The following is a 17,969-nucleotide window of genomic DNA, read 5'->3' as shown; positions in this document are numbered from 1 at the left end:
CGCAACTTGTGCAACATTCACACTTGCACAAGTTGCCATGAAGAATTGGACATGTCAACAAACTTGCCCAAGTTGTAAACTTGGGTTATTAAATCGGCATGACAAAAGAGCTTAAAGATCAGCGCATTGCAGTTATGCTCACGCCTTCAGAGTTGGAGGCTGTTGATGACTGGTCTTTCGCGCACAGGATAAGGTCGCGAGGCGAGGCTATACGGCAGCTTCTACTTGCTGGCCTTGCAACGCAAAATGCGGTTGAGTCGGGCAATATGGAAAAGTCTATCTACGAGCAATTTATCGAAGACTACCTTTCCGACAAGAAATAGAGATTCCAGAATAAAAACTGGACAACCCCAAATTGTTTTTGCAAGTCTAATGCATCACATAGTCGGGGGATATTATGCTTTGGTTTTTAGTTGGCGTCGGCGTTTTAATTGGAATTGTGTGGGGTTTAGCAAAAAGCACTAAACACGACGACGGGCTACCCGCACTTTCGGGTCAGATTATAGTTTCAGGCGACGGTGATTATGACTTTAATGTTGTCGGAGAATCTAACTATCAGCATGCGCTTGAAGCCATCGCTGGACGAAGCGACGAATCTGCTGAATATTACTGCACAGCTCAGCTAATCCCTGAACCTACTAATGAATACGATAAGCGAGCTATCCGTGTGGATATAGATGGACGCCCCGTAGGTTATATTCCTCGGGACGAAACATCTGATTTTCACAACATCCTAAACGGAAGATCCGCGTCAGTAGACGCAGTCATTGTAGGAGGATGGGTAAGAGGTCGTCGCGGCGACGGACACTTCGGGGTTAAACTTGATGTGGCGTACCCATTACGGTTGCAATAGCTAGTCACCAGCATCACCCAGCCTTAATCCAATCCCAAAGATCGTCTTTTTCGGATTCTGAAAGCTTACCTGGCTCGTCTGGGGTATTCGCCTTGATGTAACCATCAAGTGCAGCCATGTACTTCCACATAGACATTTTACCAACGTCTTGCGGACTAAAGCCTATTGCAGCTCCGTTTCCGTAGATGGCGGCAAATCTGATCTTTCCGTTGGGGAGACTGTCGATTTGCTCTGACTTGCCGCTCCCTGCTCCCCCACTGGCTCCTCCGGTACGCCTTGAATGCCAGCTTGCAGGATCGCGATGGCAAACAAAAGGTTTTCGGCAGGAGGACGGCTTTCAACATAACGTTGCACGAGCTTTGTTGCATCAGTCGGCTTCATATCGCCGCCGATAAGCCCCTGCCTGATGACATGTGAAATATCACCAACGTTACACTGTTTCGAAATCAAGCGCTCAAGAATAACCCAGGGGCCCGCGTTGCAGGCCTCCTGAAGTGCTTCAAGTTCGCTCCACCCAAGGCGGAATTTGTAATCATCATCTGCCCAGGTTAGCTCGATCGATGCGTCCCGGCTCATTATGGTGTAGCCACGCGAACCATAACGCCGTCAGACTGTAGGCTGACGTTGTTCGTGGCACGCTGGCCGTTGGTTGCACCAACTTCCATGCTTTCGACATGCATCGACCCAGTCCATGTGATCGTCTTCAAAGGGAATTCCCATTCAATCTTCACCGGCACTGAATCAATGCTATCAACAGCATCTAGCCATGTATCCACACTTTCAGCAGCAAGAACACCCTCGCCGCTTACACTCATCGAAAGGCTGGTTGCGTCGCGACCAACCCAATCGACCTTATCAGGATCGGTGCAGTCGGGAACATTGACCTCTTCGAGGCCCTTGGTGATAGTGATTGATCGCTGTGTAAAACCGCAAGGTGCGGAGTAAACTGTCGGGGTGGCGTCATTGCCGAGCAAGACGCGGATCTTGCCCGACTTGATCGTCGTAGCTTGGGCCATATTGGTCCTCGTGTTTTGGGGGTGGTTGCGGCGCGAACTACGGCGTCTCGATGATGGCCGTGTATTGGATCGAAACCTGATTGATGCCGGGAGCGCGGATGTAGTCAGTCCGCCAATAATCGAAGGTGACGAGAGCGTTCACCGCGAACGGCGGCTCCCATCGTCTAAGTGCCTTGGTGACGGCGTCAGCGATTTGCCTAACCTGTTTCTGGCTTGGCAGAGACGACCAGCAATTAATTTGGAACGTAACGTCGACCGCATCGACGCAATCGGCACTGTCATCAGAAGACGAAGCGCTGCCGAATGAAACATACGGATAAGTTGCGGCCGGTATATTGCCATTAGGGTCGGCGGGAGGATTGTCATAGACCCTGTCCGCGCCGATTAGCGAGGTCAGCGCAGCATTCTGCGATAACCGCGCATAGATCGCGGTTTGAAGTTCCCATACAGGGTCCATCCATCAGCCTCCTGCGGCTACTGTTTTCGCTGCTTTGGTGATGGCTCGACGAATACGGCGTTTTGTTTCTTTGTCTTTTGCGCGCCACGTCACGTAGAAGAATGGTTGAGCAGGGGTAGCAGCATGAGCGGCCTTACCTTGCGTCATTACCTTACCAGATTTATATCTGCGATCCACGCGCGGTGCGACAGACATACTAGCTTGCGTACCGAACTCGACCCATCGAGCGTAGAAAGCTTCTTTGTTGCCAGCATAGATCGTTATCGTCCAGTCAGCTGCAAGGCCAGTTTCCATTGTTGCGATTGCATCGCTGCCTCTGGGAGCCTTCTTTCCCCACCGCCATCCAATGCTGTCACGGAGCTTCCCGTCGTCGACTGGTGCGAGTCGCTTCATCATGTCGACGATATCGTCGGCGCCCTGCTCCATAGCACCGCGAACCATGTCGCGAGCGATTTTCGGCAAGCGCTTGAATTTCTGTTCGAGTTTAGCAAGCCCCAAAACACGAGCGCCGATAGCCATCAACCACCGCCCTGCACAACAGCGCGCATTTCGATGTACTGATTAACTTCGTCCGGGTTCGCACATGACTGGATCTCGTAAAGGACTCCGGTTCGCTTGTTTCTGGCCCGCCAAGACGGCGTGACGCCCCTTGTTCGCGGTTCGCTTCTTACAACGAGCGTATAAGGCTGGATGCCCTGCGTGCGGGCCGCAATGTCGGTTTCAGAACCAAGTCGGGGTTGTAAACGAGCGGCAGTTTCGAACTTGTCTACCCAATCCTGGCTCGTGCCCCCGCCTTCGTCCCTCACCGCTTCGCGCTGCTGAAAGACCACGATGTTATTGAGCGCACCGGCTCCTTTACGTGTCGCCATCCTTCTCGCCCTTTTTGGGAGTTTTCAGCCGCACAGCCTTATTGATTGCGACGGCAGAATTTGCGCAAGGTGTAGTAACAGGGCCGGACCATCCAGCCTTATAAGCGATGGTGATTTGCGGGAGCGGCTTCCAATCGAAGTCTTCGAAGAACCTAATCCAAGGCATTAGCCGGCGGCGTCTTCGAGCGCCTTAACGCGCGCCGACAGCGCCACAAAGGCAGCCTGAATATTTGCAGCTGCTGCAAGACTACTCCCAGCGTCAGCTGTCACTGCGTGGTTGTGGTTGCCAGCGGCGGCAGTAGAGGCTGTTGCACCAATCGTCGGCGCAAAAGTCGTCGGCTTTCCCGTAATATCGGCCCATGCGGTCGAACCGCCGCCGCTGCCCTCAAGGCCTTCAACCGTTGCACCGGCTTCAACTTTCAGAGTGCCGCCGATGACGAGCGTGTCACCGCCGTCGGTTCTGTAATTCTTTGGTTGCATTCTTTAATCCTCATCTGGGATTGATCGCCAAACACGCCACGGAGCCAACAGCGCGCGAACGTGTCGAGGCAATACAACCTCGCTTTGCGCGCTCATATCAGGCTCTCTGTTCTCGTACAGGTCGGCTGCGACCAGTAAAATCGCCGCGGTAATGGCCGGGTTCACTACTATGCCATCAGGCAAAGCAGGAGTTACGCCAGTAGCAACGACTTCTCGGTCGAGATATTCCGTAACGATAGATTCCGCAGCAGCCGTGTAGATTTCAATCTGGCTGTCTTCGTCATCATGAAAGACGCGTAAGTGACGTTTGACTGCTTCAAGCTCTAATAGCGCCATTAAACCCTCCCAAAAGGGAGGGAGGCCGAAGCCTCCCAGCCGCTATTATTCCTCGACATCGCCCTTAACAAAGGCTTCAGGACGATAAACAGCAAGAGCAAGACGCTCTTCCACGCGGATCGTCAGCATGTTCTTGACGAAGTCGTCTTCGTTCTCGCTCGACAGCAGAACTTCAACATCCTGGCGGTCGAAGATCTGAGCGGCAAGATTGAATGCTCCAGTCAGGAACTCATTGACTGCCATGGCCTGCGTCTGAACAACTGGAAGATTCCAGAGGGTCGGAGCGGTCGAGCCCTGAGCGTTGCCGATGATGTAACGACCTTCGCCATCCTTCGTCAGTTCCAGCTTGGCCCAATCAGTAGGATTGAGAACAAAGCCGGTCGCTGGATATTCAGCAAGAATGACTTGCAGCACTGCGAGGCGCAGACGATCAATGCCGTTTGCGGATGCTGGCGTAAACGCTGGAGCAAAGGCAGTAGCCTGCGGGAGAAGACCGTTCAGGTTCTGACCAGTGCCGTCACCGTTGAGAAGCTGATTTTCTTCAACGAACTTAAGTCCGTACGTGCCCCGTGCATTGATATACGAAGCAAGTGCTGGCGCGTCGTCCATGATCTGGCGGGAAGCCTTAAAGATATGGGCGATCGTGCGAACAGGCGTCGTTTCAAGATCGAATGTGATATCCGACTTCGGCTTCGGCGTAGTTGGCGCTTCCGCCACCGGAGCGGCGTTGTTCGTGAACCCAGTTTCCTTCACGTATTCGATGCTGTTGCTCGAGGTTTCACCCTGTGCAAGCAGATCACGGATCGTGAAGGTGCGGTTAGGCGGTGCAATGATGCCTGGAACGCGATGACCCGACACAAGCGACGTTGTATCCGAACGACCGGCACCGACAGTTGTGTTGGCAGAAGTGATATCCGCGCGCTCTGCCTTCACTCGAACGGAACCACGACCGCCCTTGTCCATGGCGAGGAACTTCTCGGATTCGACCAGGTAGTCGCCGAGGCCCTTAAAGCCAGCGGTTTCGACTTCCTTTTCGCGAGCAGCGCGCTTTTCAAGTTCACTGATACGAGTAGTGGCTTCACCAAGCTGCGATAGCGCCTTATCGGTCTTGTCCTTAAGGTCCGTCGAAACCGCGCCGGCCTGTTCCAGCTTTGCAGTGTATTCCGAACCCAGATTACCAACCTGTTCTTTGATGGCAGCAATCGACTGGCCAAGTTCGCCAATCTTTTCAGCAATATTAAATTCAGGCATAAAGCCCTCCTGATGTTAAATTTTGAACGATTTTGTTTCAGCGATGAGCTGATCTAGCGCCGCCGAAACAGCAGCATCCGCATCGACATCAGGTTCCCCCTGATCAGACTTGAGGTAGAGCCGAGCGGCCCGCTCTGCCTCTGAATTGGAACAGCCAACAAGCCCCTTGAGGCCGTTCTCGAATTCACGTTTTGAAACTTCGTCACCAGCACGGATCTTCGCGATCAGGGTGTCAGCATCCTGCGCACGCGCCGTGTTTGCAGCCTTGATGCGACGAACCGGCTGAGGTGTTGCATCGGAACCATACCGCGCCAGCGTTTCGTCTAGCGTGGCGATCCGGTCAGCCATTCCACGATCAATAAGTTCCTGTGCGAAAAACACGCGGCCTTGGCCGAAGCCGTCTTCTACTTTAGCCTTTGTGACGCCGCGACCCTCCGCCACCGCCTCAACAAAACGACGATAAGAATAATCAACGCGATCCTGAATAAATTGTCGGGCATCCTCACCCAAAGGCTCAACTTCGTTGCCTTCGACCTTGTATTTGCCCGCTGAAATATACGTGCGCTTCACACCATTCTTTTCGAGATATGCAGATACATCATCATGCGATGTATAAACGCCAATAGAGCCAGCCCGGCCGGAAGGCGTGACAACAATCTCGTCAGCCGCAGATGCAATCCAGTACGCGGCACTTGCCGCCAAACTGTTGACCTGTGCAATGATTGGCTTGTCACCGCCGCGAAGGGCGCGGATTTCAGAAGCGAGCTCGTCTGTTCCCGGGACAGCCCCGCCAGGGCTATCAATATCCAGAATAACGGCTTTCACATCGTCGTTGGCCAACGCTTCATGAATGCTTCGTTTCAAAGACTGGTATGACACGCCGCCACTGATCTCAGACATGAGATCCATGCGCTGCGCAAGTACACCATAAACAGGGATTACCGCTGTAGCGCCTTCGGTCTTTGCGAGTTCACTCGCGCGCTTGTTGCTGATACGGGCCGCAACCTCATCTGGCGAAAAGCAACCTCCTTCTGCCTTAAATAGAAGGAAGGCGGTCATCGCTTCGAGTTTTTCAGGCGCAATTGCCCAAGGCTCGGCAGCAAATGCCGAGAGGATATTCTGATACTTCATTGAAATCCCTTAAGCAGCGCTCGTTTCGGGCGCGTCATCAATCGATGGTCCGCCGTTGTGGCCGATGCCGTGCAAAGGTTGCATTGTTCCGTTGACGATGAGCTGATCGCCCCCTGGTTTGGACGCCTTGTTTTCGTAACTGCGGGCCTCATCTGGCGTATAAATGCCGGTATTGACCATCTTCTGCAGGAAGTCAGCGCGCGCTTGGCTATCGCCTCTCAGCAAGCCTTCCATATTGAACTTTACAACAGTCGTTTTGCGCGTCTTTGCGTCCAGCAAATCGCGATAGACTGCCGATTCAATACTGCGCAGTAACGGAGTGAGGCATGTCTTGGTAAACTGCAGGATTAGCTGCTCAATCCCGCTGCCCCAAGTGGTCGTCCCGTTCGACGCATGGCCAATCATGACAGGGGGCACGCCGAAGATGCGGCAGATCTGCTCAACGCTGAATTGCCGCGTTTCGAGCATCTGTGCATCTTGTGGATTGATCGTTAGCTGCTGGTATTTAAGTCCAGCTTCGAGAACGGCAATCTTGCCAGCCTTATCGGACCCTGCGAACTGGCTAAGCACTTCACCAAGCTGCTTACGTTGATCCGACTTAAGGATCTGGTCAGATGAAAGAACGCCCGCAACCTGCATGCCGTTGGCAAACATCTTGCCAGCCGTCTTTTCACCCGCAAGCGCGTTGCCGACAGTGTTCCTGACAACGCCAATTGGCGAAAGACCACGATCACAACCAGGAATAACCATGCCCCGAACGTGGAACATCTTATCTTCGCTGATACGGCGGATGGTGCCTGACTTGCCTTTGGTGGTTTCAGTCACTTCGTAATAGCGATTGTTCCGATCGTCACGGCAGACCTTAACAGCTAGTGGATGAAACGGATTCAAAGCTGTAAGGCGACCGCCGTTCATCTTCTTTTCGGCGAAAAAGTTACCGTCCAGACAAAGGCACATGGCCACCATCGCCCAAAAATCAGACGCTGTGTCATCAAGATTGGGCATATCGTGGAGTAGCTCATAGAGAACGTTTTCACGATCAATGGTGACGCCGTCGTCTTTGAACACGTTGCAGGGCAGCGTCTTCACAGAATTAGCTATGAGATTTACGCACGCCCATACGGCATCGAGCTCTAGAGCCTTTTCATAAGTGACTGTTTCACCTGACGTAGTTCCAAGGCCGAAGAAACCTCGCCAGAACTCGCCGTCGGTGAGCTTGATGGGTTTTCCGACCCATCTATCAATGAAGCCCATAATCGCTCCGTCGTGAGTTAGGCGATGACGACCATGTTATTGATAAAGTCATCGAGGTTTTCCCGCTCTTCGGGTGTAACTTCGCGAGCCTTCAGGCCGATCGCCATCGCTGATGCGACGGCGCCGTCGATACGAAATCTAGTTTTGCTCTTATCGAGTTTGCGATTACCGGATGCGTCAGTTGCCACGATCGCGTTCGCAAAGCAGAAAGTCAGCACGGGATTGCCATCGTGCTTTAAGCGACGATGAATCACTGAAGCTTCAAGTGCTTCAACCGCTGGTGACATATCGCGATATCCCTGCCCCCACGGAACAAGGCGCAACGCGCCATCAAATGGCTTATCCTTACCGTCGATATAGACGTCGACACCAATGCGCTGAAATTCGACAAGCAGCTGTTCGATGCGCCAGCGATCATATGCCAACCCGACAACATCATATTCTTCGCGAATTTCAGCTATTCGCTGAGCAACATACGCATAATCAATAGCACGGCCCGGAGGCGTATCTAGCCACCCTTCCGCTGCCCAAACATCGTAAGGTGCACGATCGCGTTTTGCATGATCTAGCAGAAACTCTTGTGGCTTCCAGTTCCACGCCTTTAACCTATCCTCACTCGCGTCGGCGCTCACACCGACAAGAGAGGTCAGATCATGCACGCCCGAAAGATCGAGGGCAAAAAAGGCTCGTTCTCCAGCTATAAGTGTTCCGCCTGTCTGGCACGCCTTCCATTCGGAACGAGGAATCAGCGGGGACGTCTGATCTACACGCTGGTTGAGATACAGGTTCCGAAAACTCGATTCCATTGTCTTCATGCGAGACGCCTGCACAGCAAGCGCCTTGAGATCTTCAATAGACCTGAAGTCTCCTAAAGCCGGATTTGCTGCGTTCCACGCATCTACGTCCATGATATCGGCGTCGTCATCTGCGCAATACAGGTGAACTAGAACGGTTTGATCGTCGGCTACAAGGCCATCATCGATCAACTTTGAAAGCGGATGTTCAGGATCTGGCGACTGTGTAGAAATGACGATCCCAAGCGGCTCTTGCCGAGCGCCCTGAGAAGTATTCATTACCTCATAGAGCTCTTGATTTTTAGACTGGGCAAGCTCGTCGTAAATCCAAACAGATGGGTTTAATCCGTGCTTTGTGCCTGCTTCGGCGCTCAGCGCCCTGTAAAAGGAGCCATTGCTCTTGCACACAACAGTTTTGGTCGACGGTACGACGTCAAGCGCTTGGCTTAATTCTTCATCAGCTTCCACCAACTGGCGAATAAATTTGAAAACCTGTGCCGCCTGCTCTCGATCATTAGCGGCTGAATAGATTTCTCCATTCTGTATAGCCTCAGGCCCGATAAGATGAGCCAGTGCAATGGCAGCAATAATCGCCGTCTTGCCGTTTTTACGCGCAACTGACAGCAAGGCCCGCCTCACGCGTCGAAGGCCTTTCGCGTCATGCGGCGCATACAAATCGGATATGAACTGCTTTTGCCAAGGTCTAAGCAGTAGTTGCCCGCCCTGTCCTTCACCGCTCGGTACGCGCAACAGCTCAATGAACTGGATCACACGTTCTGCACGGTTCAGCCCCAGTTGGGTTACGCCTTCACCGCGCTTTGCCCAATCAGGCCTGCGAACTTCGATTTTGGCTTCTCCTCTGGCGCAACAAGACCAGCACGCGATTTTGGATCCAACCCTAAGCGGTCGCCCATCGCCATCATAATGCGTGCAGCTTCATTCTTGATTTTGAACCATGGGTTTACTGACAGATTCCCGGTCGACCCTGGCACCAATGCCGGTAATGTTTTTAACGCTTCTGTCGCGCGCTTATGGTCGGCCCATGCGGCCGCGTAAACGGCAATACCGCCCGCATCTGTCGCCGCGTAAGTGCTTGGCGGCATAGCCGAGACGATCATCTCGAAGCACTCGCGGGCATCGTCATCTAAATAGTTTGGAATATAAACATCGCCGTTAGGACGTATCGACGGGGCACGCTTCTTTCGCTTGCCCGGATTGCCCTTCAGCGCCTGAATTTCAGGCGTTTCAGGCCTTGGCCCTCTTGCGCCCATTATTCACCTGTAAAAAAACTTTGAAAACTTGCGGGATCGCGTTCGACAGTCCCTCGCCGTTCCGGGGTTTACGACCTTCGTCAACTTTTTGATGCCCCCAGGGGTCAAATCGGCCACCCGTCGGCCCCGAAGGTCACGATGTCCTGGCCTCGCTCCAAGCGTTGCTTGGTTCGGTCATGGCACGTCTTGCAAAGTGACTGAAGGTTGCCTGCATCCCAGAAGAGGAACTCGTCGCCCTTATGAGCGATGACATGATCGCATACCGTCGCCGGTTCAACGTCGCCTACCTGTAAGCAGAACATGCAAAGCGGTTGCTCGGTCAGTTGTCGCTCGCGCATTCGCTGCCATTTGGCAGTCTTATAGAGGCGAAGCCATGTGCGTTGTGTCATGATGCCAATTTGTCAATGACCTTTGCCGTTTCGCTGCTGACACGCCGAGCCTTCGTGACAATATATGGCTCATCACGATCATTGACCAATCCGCCTAGTGTAACCACGTCAGCAACTACTGCGACAGGAGTTGTTACAACGTCAGTTGCAATTCGGAATAGACGATCAAACAATTAGCTATCTCCACTTGCTTTTTTTTACATCTCAATTAATGAAATTCCGTTGGCGATGGGTGACACCAGAGGGCCCCAAATACCTACCGGGCCTCTGTCCTGCTTTTGGCAGGCACGTCCTAAATAGGAGAAGGCCTGAGGGACTGGGTACCCATTTGGATCCAGTAGGCATCGCCAGCGCTTGATCGGCGGGGAGCCCACAGGAATGAGCTCAACCCGCCGTATCCCGTCTGCCGGAGGAGAAACGGCGCCGGGGATTTGAAGACGAGCGTCACTGATCATACAAAGCATGCTAAGCGATAATGACTTGTCTTTTGATAGTTACCCCACACTCAGAGGCTGCAACGAAATGCAGCATAGCGCAGGGTCCGTTGCCGGAAATAGGTTGGGGTCGTAATGCTTCCATCACGACCCCTTCACATCTAAGAACCATAACTATGCAAAATATGGACCTAAGCAGAAAATCTTTTTATATTTTCTTGGAGGTTATCATTCGCGGCTGTCAGAGCCTTCCGCCCACCCCTCCGTCTGGAATATTCTGGCTTGAAGCCCAAAGATATTCCTAACCCTTCGTAGTTCCTCACCTTCCCATGCGCCGCAGAATTCAGCGCCGTCCGATCCCTCTCTGATAACGCCTCAATTGCCTGCGCCCATATCTCTCGATCGACCAAGGCAGTAGAAACGTCTTGCCACCCCATTGATCCAGATTCACCAATCGTCGTTTTCTTCATGCCCAGAAAGCTATCAGCGATCTTGCTACCAGCATTGGGCAGCCCCGGCGGGCAGTAAGTCACTGGCGGCAGCTGCGGCGTGTTTGCGTACGCCTTCGCTAGTTCCTCTTTCGCTTGGTCATGCGTTTGATATGTTCGCTTTGTCTTTTTGCCTGATGGAATACGCTCTCGGCGCTTCAATTCGAACGCAGCTAGAAAGTAGCTATTACTTGCTGCAACTTCAGATGGGTTTTCTTCTCCGCCTAGCGTTCTGCTCTCCTGTTCGCGGCATCCAAGCATTGCACCAGCTGGCATCCGATGTTTGGTGGCGATTACCTCGCCACCGGGTCCATATTTGTTTCCAGCCTCAACCTGCGTACCATCGCTGAATTTGAGCCGACCAATACGCACTATCTGGCCTAGATCATTGCGCTCGATGTCCTCACTGCCGACATTCCGCATGATTTCCTCAACGGTCGGAAGTATTTGAATGCGTCGCTCAGTATGCATCTGCGATATCACTTCGGGTTCGTTGCTATTCTCAGGCACCACATTCCAGTTTGTTGAAACGGGTGTGATTTCGCTTTCAGGCCGTTTTTTGTAAGCCATCAAAGCAGCCATGGCTCCGGCAAGAGATTTGTGTCTACTCATGCTGCCTTCCTGACTGCTGCCGCCGAATTATCATTGGCTGCTAAAGGATAAAGGCGCTCTTGTTCATGCCACCACGATAACCCCTGCTCCGCCCTCCAAGAGAAATATTCTTTCAATTTGCCAGACCACAGTGCGGAACCGTAACGGGAAGCGTCTTCTGATGTCAGTTTTTTGGCTTCATTCGCGTCGTTCTCGACAGGCGATATTTCTGCAAGTACCCGCCTCAACAAAGAATTTGGGGCCATGTTGTGCCGTTCTACCGTGACTGGTGACCCAATCTGTCTCTTCCTTAAAGCCATTCCGCACAACTTTGACCAATAGAAGCCTTCAGGGATGATTCTGTTTGTTACTGCATTGCTCATAAAATTCTCCTCGTGTTTGGTTCGTCACTTACGCGGCTTGGTTTGTCGCGCTTTCACTCAACCAGCCTTTAACCAACCTGACTGCCTGCTCTGCTGCATCTTCTTCGGTGACAGCCCTGACGACCACGACGGGAAAGCCGAGAGCATCAAGCAACGGATGGCGGGTTATCTGGCTTGGTTCGAGTTTGGCCTTGCCGACCTTGTTTTCGATTTGCCTCAGTACGCCACCGTAGAGGTATATCCGGACGTCTGCTTCTCCCGGCGTCAGTCCTGCTGCTAATGCTTCGGCTCTTGCCTTGGGGCCACGCTTGGCTGCGTTTTGATCTCCAGCCAGTGTGAATGTTCCCGGTCGAACGTCTCGCGCTGTGTGAACGTATTCTGGCAATCTGCGTAATGCCCGAACCTGTGCAGCTTGCAGTTCCCATTCCAGAGGCAGGGCCGCTTTTGTCGTCACCTTTCCATCTCGTGTCGTGATGATTGTTCGAACGCCATTGATGCGGACGGTTTGCGTCGTGGCTTTTGTTTTTGCTGCAGGCGCGCGTGAGCGGTTGCGAGCCATGTGTTCTCCTCGTGTTTGTTGCGGTGGTAATTCATGCCGTTGGTAGCGGCAGTGTGAGTGTGTACCGACACAATAAATCTGGTGTTAATGGCCGACACCGCGCGTTCAAATATTTCAACCAACCTCAAATCAGGTTGTATTTTTCAATCAGGAAATTTTCTCAAAAGTGCGTAGTTCTCAAACGCATAGAACTACGCGCTGCGCGCTTTGTGCGTAAGTTTCTATATAAGAACTCTTACGCACTAAAAGCAGCGTGCTTTTGCGCAAGTCTTTTTAGGTTTTTTGAGACTTACGCAGCATGACTTACGCGTTACCTATGGTTGTATTTTGATTGTGACAGCGGGTTGTGTATTCGTTTGTCATAGCTATCGTGCAAATGACGATTTTCTTCCATCAAAGAAACAAGAGGCGCGGTGAACTCGGCAACAACTCCCGTTGGTAAAAAATCAAGCTTAGCGACGCCGCCTCCACTTAACCCCATTCTTATGAGTTTCGAACCGAACCCCTTTCTATCAGGTTGAACCACCAGCGGCCCACCAAACTCGCTCCATCTGAAAGCCAGCGTTTCAATACCATCCACTAAATCCGAAGATATTTCGATACTGACACTGCCGATATTATTAGAGAGCGCGCCGTACTTAATTGCATTTGTGCTGAGCTCATGAACCAAGAGGGAAAGAGCGGATCCTCCCTTGGGGCCTATAAGTATATCAGGACCGTCTACCTTTACACGCGATTCGATAGCCAGCGCCGCCAATGTGCCGGCAATCAGCTGCTTGATGTGGCCGTTCGAATGTTTGCCTAAACGCAAAACATCGTGTGCATTGCTTAAAGCTCTTATTCGCTCGGCAAACACCCTGAGGTCTTCGGGGTCAGAATGGACGAACGTTTGACTCGCAATAGAATTGATGATGCTAAAATTGTTTTTAATTCGATGTGCCAACTCGGCGTTAAATACTGCCGCATTTTTTTCAGCTTCAACCTTTCCAGTGCTTTCGACAACTGTATCCATAAAGCCTCCAACGCTGCCATCATCATCGCGAATGGGACTATAGCAAAACGTGAAATAGCACTGCTCAGGGAAGCCATAACGATCAATTACTAGAGGAAAGTCCTCGATAAATGTAGCTTCTCCCCCATACGCCTTATCGGCGATGGTGCTGATGTCCGACCAGGCCTCCGCCCATATTTCACTAAACGGCTTCCCCATGCAGCCCGCTTTCTTTCCCAAAATAGGACGGAACGCGTCATTAAATAGTGTAATGTAATTAGCACCCCAACAAATCGCTTTCGGAAAATGTGAAGAAAGCATCATCTGAACAGCGGTTTTTAGTGTAGGTCGCCAGTTGGCGGGGTCACCTAAAGGCGTTCTACTCCAATCGACTGCTTTAATCTCGTCGACCGACCGGCCTTCTGCATGCAGAAAGGAGAACTTTTTGTCCATATTGTCACCTAAAATCCAGTAGCCAGCGCGAGATAAAATTAAGAAGATTTGCTACTAATACCTTATTCAATATAAAACTTCCTATAAGGATAGATAGATGCCTGTGCAGGAAAACTTCGGAGGCTATAGATGATTTCTTCTACAAAAAAAGCGCCCCGTAGGGCGCTCTAACTCATTACGATAGGATGATCAGAGGCTGTATTGCTTGCGCGCAATGTCTCCAAGACCAGCCGCGTCTAGATTCTTCAGTGGCGCTAAAAAAGTAACCTGAATTACACCTGGGTCGCGCCCAATCTCAATGGCTCCGTTCACTGTGGCCCGATTACGGACTTCAGCAACAGTCATGCCAAGAAGCTTTGATGCACGCTCCAAACCGTTGATGATTGCGGCATTCATATTCTGTGCCGTTCCAATAACAGAGATCGGCGCCACTTCTTCGGCTCTTTCAACGCCCCATTGTTGCGCCAATTTGAACGCCTTCTGCCTCTCTTCCTCGGTGAATGGACGGGCCAGTGGAGGAAGATCTTCCAGCAGTGGAAATAATACAGGTCCGTCATTGTTATATTTTTTCAGAACTTCAACCTGAAGCGTAACACTTCCTGCCACGTCCATGGTGTGACCAGCGATTTCACCGTCCCCCTGCGACGCATGCATGTCGCCCATATAGACGCCAGCACCCTTAACTTTTACAGGACAAACTAAAACCGCACCTGCACGAACAGCGTCGATATCCATATGACCATCGGTCTTATGCTCCAGAAGCTGTTCTGGAGTAAGCGCGTAACTGTGAGGCGCTCCGACAAGGAAGGAGCCAAAGTCACCTGCATTGTGTGAGTCTGGCATAGCAATAGACGGAGTCGTGCCTAGCTGCCCCAAGAATGGACGCATTCGAACGATTGCACCAACAAGGTCCGAAGGAGCATAATTCAAGATTGAGTGCTGCACCGAGTTATCCGGCAGAGATGCATAGTGATCAGCATTTTCGGCGATCTTGCGCGCTGCATCTTGAGGCAGTGTTACACCTACTGACTGCGTATCATCAAAAACAACGGTGTAACCGTGCTCCATGGTGAACGGCTTTATGGCCTCTCCACACTTATTACAGCGGACAGAATCTTGCCCCACTCCTTCTATGTGCGTTTCAGGCCAGACTTCGTCACAGGTAGGGCATCGTGCGGCTACAAAGGGGTCACCCAAGCAAAACTGATTGGAAACCGTGTCATGACCGGAAGCTGTAGCTAACGACGTGACCGATACGTCTCGAATACGAATGACAACTCCGTCCCCAACCTCAGCTCCTTCAATGAAAACGGGCTTTGTCACCTCATGCCCACCGCGCAACCGTGGAGTTATCATTGGCCCCCAGCACCCAGGAGCAGTATTTGCAATGATTGTGCCGCCGCTTTGCAATGGCCCGAGCATTGGCTCTTTCGGGTCCAAAACACTATTCGTGAACCCATCAACCACAACGCTACGTTTAGCGCCAGAAAAGTTGCCATCCGCCATAACAGTCTCCTTTTAGTTTTGGGCTGACTGTAGCTCTCACGAACGTTTTTGCTACCCAATTTTCTGCGTCTTTACGCCGCTCGAACAAACGTCGTGGCCCTGCGCTGAACAGGGTCCCGGTCTTCCACCTTCATTAAGAAGCCCTCAGCGAACAGCGCCTTGGTGATCATGCCGACACGCTTCTTATCTGTCTCCTCGTCAACGTCTAGCTGCAGTGCATATGCAACGGCACGCCCTACCCATTCCTTGGCCTGCGGCGCCGGTTTGTACATGCCGCCGTTCACAACGCCACGGATTGCGTCGCGTTCGTCTTCGGTAAGTGTTTCAGCCACTTCCTCGCTCGTCGGCCACGCCCACGACGTCACAACTGGCGCATGGTCTTGAGGCTTGGTTAGGCCCTGCCCGTTGCCCAGAGCGACACTTTCCAGCTTGCGCCAGTCAGCCTTGTGAGAAAGCGCCGACAAGTTCGATTTGCCATAGACCACGCTGAAATATGAAAACCGCGCCTCGTGTGTAAGTCCAGCCTCACTGGCTTGCGCTTCCGACATGCGGTTCAGCACGCGCACCGAGCGTGCCGCACCGATCAGGGACACAGCACCACGAGCGTCTTCGACAGTCGCTTCACGATCGCTCACCTTACGCAGATGATGCACGATATCGATTGAGCAGTTCGTCCGGTCAGCAACCTGCGCCCAAAGCTTGGCCACCTTGTCGATTGCGCCGTTGTCGTTTTCATTGACCTGATGCGTCGACACGAAGGGGTCAACAATCATCACGTCAATGCCAAGCTCAGAGATCGTTTCAACGACTGCTTCAACGACTGGCTCCTGAATGCGCACGCCTTTCTTGTCGTCGATCGCAATGACCAATTCCTGCTCGCGACCTGTGTCTAGAAACAGATGTCCATCGATATCAGCTGGCTTCAGATTGAAATGAATACACGCAGCCATGATGCGGCGCTCAAGCTCGTCGCGGGGATCTTCCGCATTGAACAACCAGACCTTCAGACGCTTCGGAGGCTTCGTGCCATTGAGCGCTTTACCCGAAGCCATGGCCAGCGCCTCGACGATACTGTTCGCAGTTTTTCCGAGACCGCCCGGCGCAACCGTCACTGAAACATACTTCCGGATGAAGTGCTTACCGAACGCAAACTCACGCCGTGGCAGGGTCGAAGGGTCTTTCCAAACGAACGGCGTCGCGATGATTGCTCTTTTATTTTCAGTGGTTTGTTCCGGTTCTTTTTTAGATGAATCAAATCCCGAAACCGACTCCGGAACACCATCGGTGCGCGCCTCCGCTTTCGCCAAGCCATTGGCAATCATGCGGCTGATATCTACCAGACGCGTGTTGTCGTTGTCATTCTGCGGCACGCTGCGAGGGCTGCGGGCACCAGCAGCAAGGCCGTTGTCGATCGTCTTTACGCAGCGCGGCCAGTCGCGGCCCCATCCTCGGGCTACATCCTGCAGCAGAGCACGCGCTTCGGATTCAGCCAGAGCTCCCGCCCCGACGAAAGTTCCCAAACGAAATGCGGCGTCGTTCAATCGATTGTTGCGATTGCCCATCGGTTCAAGTGCAAGATCGTCAAGCTCCGATTGAACTGCACGCTCGACATAACGGTCGTTGATCTTGCCGCTGACAGACGGAGCTGCGGCGTAAGTGCTTTCGTATGAGCGTGGCAATACAAGCTCAAGTAACCAGTCTGGCGCGTCGACCGGCTCTTGCTCGGATACCCATCGATAAGGCAAGCCGACCTCCGGCACGCTCCCGGCCGCAATAACATAACCGCCGTCACCGCGCACGTCGACGCCTGAGCCAAGCGCGCCGCGGTTTCGAACGCCCTGACGATGACGAAAGAAATAGTGACGGCCTCCGCTGGTGGTTTCTGCGGTCAGCGTTGCAGGCAGCGCGCCGTGTGCGGACTCGAGCGCCGCAAGCGTTTCGTCGCCGCCGTGTTTGGGATCGATATCAAGAACCCATGCACCAATAGGTGCACCGGTGGGCACGCCGATCATCGCGGAAGGATTACGGCGCCAGTATTCGCGAACGATGCGCTCGTTCAGTGTCGCGCCACGGAACCCGTTGCTCGTGAGCGGGGTCTTAGTGGCGAGGATTTCGATTTCGCCTGTCTGAGGATCAATGATTTCTTCGTCGCAGTGACGGCACGGAAAAACGGGCCAGCTTTGCGCCTGATAAGACAGGGCAACGTCGAGCATTGGGTCTTCTGCAAATTGCTGAGTGGTGATATTCTGCATGAATAATCCTTGGAGCGCTGCCATGGCTGAAACCCGCTATGATATGAAGCAGATGCCAGACGGAACCTGGGCTGTGATTGATATATTCACTGGCCTCGTGGTGATGGTGAACGAGACCTACATCACCAACCTCGATATTCAGGAGGCTGATGACATGGTCGATCTATTGAACGGTCTCTATGTCGCCAGACGAAACGGGCCGTTGCAGTGA

23 protein-coding genes are annotated in these 17,969 nt (G+C 52.6%); 3 read left to right on the top strand and 20 right to left on the bottom strand.

The window, feature by feature from the left end:
- Positions 1-98 precede the first annotated feature (98 nt).
- Entirely contained in the window at positions 99-323 is a 225-nt protein-coding gene (locus tag H5024_RS17180) for a hypothetical protein (RefSeq protein WP_187548315.1), read from the top strand.
- A 74-nt stretch (positions 324-397) separates the two neighbouring features.
- Complete coding sequence (locus H5024_RS17175) at positions 398-853, top strand: HIRAN domain-containing protein (protein ID WP_187548314.1); 456 nt, start codon at positions 398-400, stop codon at positions 851-853.
- 13 nt (positions 854-866) lie between these two features.
- Here the strand turns inward: H5024_RS17175 and H5024_RS21550 are convergent, their stop codons facing one another.
- From H5024_RS21550 to H5024_RS17080, 20 genes are all read right to left on the bottom strand, one after another.
- Positions 867-989: a hypothetical protein gene (locus tag H5024_RS21550; RefSeq protein ID WP_282186073.1), complete on the bottom strand. Its 123-nt coding sequence runs from the start codon at positions 987-989 to the stop codon at positions 867-869.
- A 26-nt stretch (positions 990-1,015) separates the two neighbouring features.
- Positions 1,016-1,429 carry a gene transfer agent family protein gene (locus H5024_RS17170; protein ID WP_187548313.1) on the bottom strand — a complete coding sequence of 138 codons (414 nt, stop codon included), beginning with the start codon at positions 1,427-1,429 and terminating at the stop codon, positions 1,016-1,018.
- Entirely contained in the window at positions 1,429-1,869 is a 441-nt protein-coding gene (locus H5024_RS17165) for a phage tail tube protein (RefSeq protein ID WP_187548312.1), read from the bottom strand. Before H5024_RS17165 ends, H5024_RS17170 begins: the two co-directional genes overlap by 1 nt.
- A 37-nt stretch (positions 1,870-1,906) precedes the next feature.
- On the bottom strand, positions 1,907-2,326 hold the full coding sequence (locus tag H5024_RS17160) for a DUF3168 domain-containing protein (protein ID WP_187548311.1): 420 nt from the start codon (positions 2,324-2,326) through the stop codon (positions 1,907-1,909).
- Positions 2,327-2,329: 3 nt separating this feature from the next.
- On the bottom strand, positions 2,330-2,845 hold the full coding sequence (locus H5024_RS17155) for an HK97-gp10 family putative phage morphogenesis protein (RefSeq protein ID WP_187548310.1): 516 nt from the start codon (positions 2,843-2,845) through the stop codon (positions 2,330-2,332).
- Positions 2,845-3,195: a head-tail adaptor protein gene (locus H5024_RS17150; protein ID WP_187548309.1), complete on the bottom strand. Its 351-nt coding sequence runs from the start codon at positions 3,193-3,195 to the stop codon at positions 2,845-2,847. The genes H5024_RS17155 and H5024_RS17150 overlap by 1 nt, the downstream gene beginning before the upstream one ends.
- Positions 3,196-3,360: 165 nt before the next feature.
- Positions 3,361-3,675: a hypothetical protein gene (locus H5024_RS17145; RefSeq protein ID WP_187548308.1), complete on the bottom strand. Its 315-nt coding sequence runs from the start codon at positions 3,673-3,675 to the stop codon at positions 3,361-3,363.
- Between the two features lie 3 nt (positions 3,676-3,678).
- On the bottom strand, positions 3,679-4,011 hold the full coding sequence (locus H5024_RS17140) for a head-tail connector protein (protein ID WP_187548307.1): 333 nt from the start codon (positions 4,009-4,011) through the stop codon (positions 3,679-3,681).
- Between the two features lie 45 nt (positions 4,012-4,056).
- Complete coding sequence (locus H5024_RS17135; protein WP_187548306.1) at positions 4,057-5,262, bottom strand: phage major capsid protein; 1,206 nt, start codon at positions 5,260-5,262, stop codon at positions 4,057-4,059.
- A 15-nt stretch (positions 5,263-5,277) separates the two neighbouring features.
- Positions 5,278-6,393, bottom strand: coding sequence for a signal peptide peptidase SppA (gene sppA / locus H5024_RS17130; protein WP_187548305.1), 1,116 nt, complete (start codon positions 6,391-6,393; stop codon positions 5,278-5,280).
- 9 nt (positions 6,394-6,402) lie between these two features.
- Positions 6,403-7,647, bottom strand: coding sequence for a phage portal protein (locus tag H5024_RS17125; RefSeq protein WP_187548304.1), 1,245 nt, complete (start codon positions 7,645-7,647; stop codon positions 6,403-6,405).
- 17 nt (positions 7,648-7,664) lie between these two features.
- Positions 7,665-9,212, bottom strand: a complete 1,548-nt coding sequence (locus tag H5024_RS17120; RefSeq protein WP_187548303.1) for a terminase TerL endonuclease subunit — start codon at positions 9,210-9,212, stop codon at positions 7,665-7,667.
- 29 nt (positions 9,213-9,241) lie between these two features.
- Positions 9,242-9,712: a P27 family phage terminase small subunit gene (locus tag H5024_RS17115; RefSeq protein WP_187548302.1), complete on the bottom strand. Its 471-nt coding sequence runs from the start codon at positions 9,710-9,712 to the stop codon at positions 9,242-9,244.
- Between the two features lie 104 nt (positions 9,713-9,816).
- Positions 9,817-10,014 carry an HNH endonuclease signature motif containing protein gene (locus H5024_RS17110; protein ID WP_348770720.1) on the bottom strand — a complete coding sequence of 66 codons (198 nt, stop codon included), beginning with the start codon at positions 10,012-10,014 and terminating at the stop codon, positions 9,817-9,819.
- A 712-nt stretch (positions 10,015-10,726) separates the two neighbouring features.
- Positions 10,727-11,635 carry a hypothetical protein gene (locus H5024_RS17105; protein WP_187548300.1) on the bottom strand — a complete coding sequence of 303 codons (909 nt, stop codon included), beginning with the start codon at positions 11,633-11,635 and terminating at the stop codon, positions 10,727-10,729.
- On the bottom strand, positions 11,632-11,997 hold the full coding sequence (locus H5024_RS17100; protein WP_187548299.1) for a hypothetical protein: 366 nt from the start codon (positions 11,995-11,997) through the stop codon (positions 11,632-11,634). The genes H5024_RS17105 and H5024_RS17100 overlap by 4 nt, the downstream gene beginning before the upstream one ends.
- Before the next feature lie 28 nt (positions 11,998-12,025).
- Complete coding sequence (locus H5024_RS17095) at positions 12,026-12,556, bottom strand: VRR-NUC domain-containing protein (protein WP_187548298.1); 531 nt, start codon at positions 12,554-12,556, stop codon at positions 12,026-12,028.
- A 310-nt stretch (positions 12,557-12,866) separates the two neighbouring features.
- Positions 12,867-14,000 carry a PAS domain-containing sensor histidine kinase gene (locus H5024_RS17090; protein ID WP_187548297.1) on the bottom strand — a complete coding sequence of 378 codons (1,134 nt, stop codon included), beginning with the start codon at positions 13,998-14,000 and terminating at the stop codon, positions 12,867-12,869.
- Positions 14,001-14,189: 189 nt separating this feature from the next.
- The gene (locus H5024_RS17085) at positions 14,190-15,506 is read right to left on the bottom strand and encodes an acetamidase/formamidase family protein (RefSeq protein ID WP_187548296.1); all 1,317 of its coding nucleotides are present in this window, start codon (positions 15,504-15,506) and stop codon (positions 14,190-14,192) included.
- 71 nt (positions 15,507-15,577) lie between these two features.
- Positions 15,578-17,758, bottom strand: coding sequence for a bifunctional DNA primase/polymerase (locus H5024_RS17080; protein WP_247875324.1), 2,181 nt, complete (start codon positions 17,756-17,758; stop codon positions 15,578-15,580).
- Between H5024_RS17080 and H5024_RS17075 the strand changes: the two genes are divergently transcribed.
- The gene (locus H5024_RS17075) at positions 17,757-17,969 is read left to right on the top strand and encodes a hypothetical protein (RefSeq protein ID WP_247875323.1); all 213 of its coding nucleotides are present in this window, start codon (positions 17,757-17,759) and stop codon (positions 17,967-17,969) included. The two genes, H5024_RS17080 and H5024_RS17075, sit on opposite strands and share 2 nt — an antisense overlap.

It is taken from the genome of Ochrobactrum sp. Marseille-Q0166 (assembly GCF_014397025.1).
Taxonomy (GTDB): Bacteria; Pseudomonadota; Alphaproteobacteria; order Rhizobiales; family Rhizobiaceae; genus Brucella.
This window is presented reverse-complemented; position numbering and strand designations above follow the sequence as displayed.

Excerpts from the sequence above, each read along its gene's own strand:
- H5024_RS17180 (WP_187548315.1), top strand. The coding sequence starts at position 99 with ATGACAAAAGAGCTTAAAGATCAGCGCATTGCAGTTATGCTCACGCCT.
- H5024_RS17175 (WP_187548314.1), top strand. The coding sequence starts at position 398 with ATGCTTTGGTTTTTAGTTGGCGTCGGCGTTTTAATTGGAATTGTGTGG.
- H5024_RS21550 (WP_282186073.1), bottom strand. The coding sequence starts at position 989 with ATGTCTATGTGGAAGTACATGGCTGCACTTGATGGTTACATCAAGGCG.
- H5024_RS17170 (WP_187548313.1), bottom strand. The coding sequence starts at position 1,429 with ATGAGCCGGGACGCATCGATCGAGCTAACCTGGGCAGATGATGATTAC.
- H5024_RS17165 (WP_187548312.1), bottom strand. The coding sequence starts at position 1,869 with ATGGCCCAAGCTACGACGATCAAGTCGGGCAAGATCCGCGTCTTGCTC.
- H5024_RS17160 (WP_187548311.1), bottom strand. The coding sequence starts at position 2,326 with ATGGACCCTGTATGGGAACTTCAAACCGCGATCTATGCGCGGTTATCG.
- H5024_RS17155 (WP_187548310.1), bottom strand. The coding sequence starts at position 2,845 with ATGGCTATCGGCGCTCGTGTTTTGGGGCTTGCTAAACTCGAACAGAAA.
- H5024_RS17150 (WP_187548309.1), bottom strand. The coding sequence starts at position 3,195 with ATGGCGACACGTAAAGGAGCCGGTGCGCTCAATAACATCGTGGTCTTT.
- H5024_RS17145 (WP_187548308.1), bottom strand. The coding sequence starts at position 3,675 with ATGCAACCAAAGAATTACAGAACCGACGGCGGTGACACGCTCGTCATC.
- H5024_RS17140 (WP_187548307.1), bottom strand. The coding sequence starts at position 4,011 with ATGGCGCTATTAGAGCTTGAAGCAGTCAAACGTCACTTACGCGTCTTT.
- H5024_RS17135 (WP_187548306.1), bottom strand. The coding sequence starts at position 5,262 with ATGCCTGAATTTAATATTGCTGAAAAGATTGGCGAACTTGGCCAGTCG.
- sppA (WP_187548305.1), bottom strand. The coding sequence starts at position 6,393 with ATGAAGTATCAGAATATCCTCTCGGCATTTGCTGCCGAGCCTTGGGCA.
- H5024_RS17125 (WP_187548304.1), bottom strand. The coding sequence starts at position 7,647 with ATGGGCTTCATTGATAGATGGGTCGGAAAACCCATCAAGCTCACCGAC.
- H5024_RS17115 (WP_187548302.1), bottom strand. The coding sequence starts at position 9,712 with ATGGGCGCAAGAGGGCCAAGGCCTGAAACGCCTGAAATTCAGGCGCTG.
- H5024_RS17110 (WP_348770720.1), bottom strand. The coding sequence starts at position 10,014 with ATGTTCTGCTTACAGGTAGGCGACGTTGAACCGGCGACGGTATGCGAT.
- H5024_RS17105 (WP_187548300.1), bottom strand. The coding sequence starts at position 11,635 with ATGAGTAGACACAAATCTCTTGCCGGAGCCATGGCTGCTTTGATGGCT.
- H5024_RS17100 (WP_187548299.1), bottom strand. The coding sequence starts at position 11,997 with ATGAGCAATGCAGTAACAAACAGAATCATCCCTGAAGGCTTCTATTGG.
- H5024_RS17095 (WP_187548298.1), bottom strand. The coding sequence starts at position 12,556 with ATGGCTCGCAACCGCTCACGCGCGCCTGCAGCAAAAACAAAAGCCACG.
- H5024_RS17090 (WP_187548297.1), bottom strand. The coding sequence starts at position 14,000 with ATGGACAAAAAGTTCTCCTTTCTGCATGCAGAAGGCCGGTCGGTCGAC.
- H5024_RS17085 (WP_187548296.1), bottom strand. The coding sequence starts at position 15,506 with ATGGCGGATGGCAACTTTTCTGGCGCTAAACGTAGCGTTGTGGTTGAT.
- H5024_RS17075 (WP_247875323.1), top strand. The coding sequence starts at position 17,757 with ATGAATAATCCTTGGAGCGCTGCCATGGCTGAAACCCGCTATGATATG.
- H5024_RS17080 (WP_247875324.1), bottom strand. The coding sequence starts at position 17,758 with ATGCAGAATATCACCACTCAGCAATTTGCAGAAGACCCAATGCTCGAC.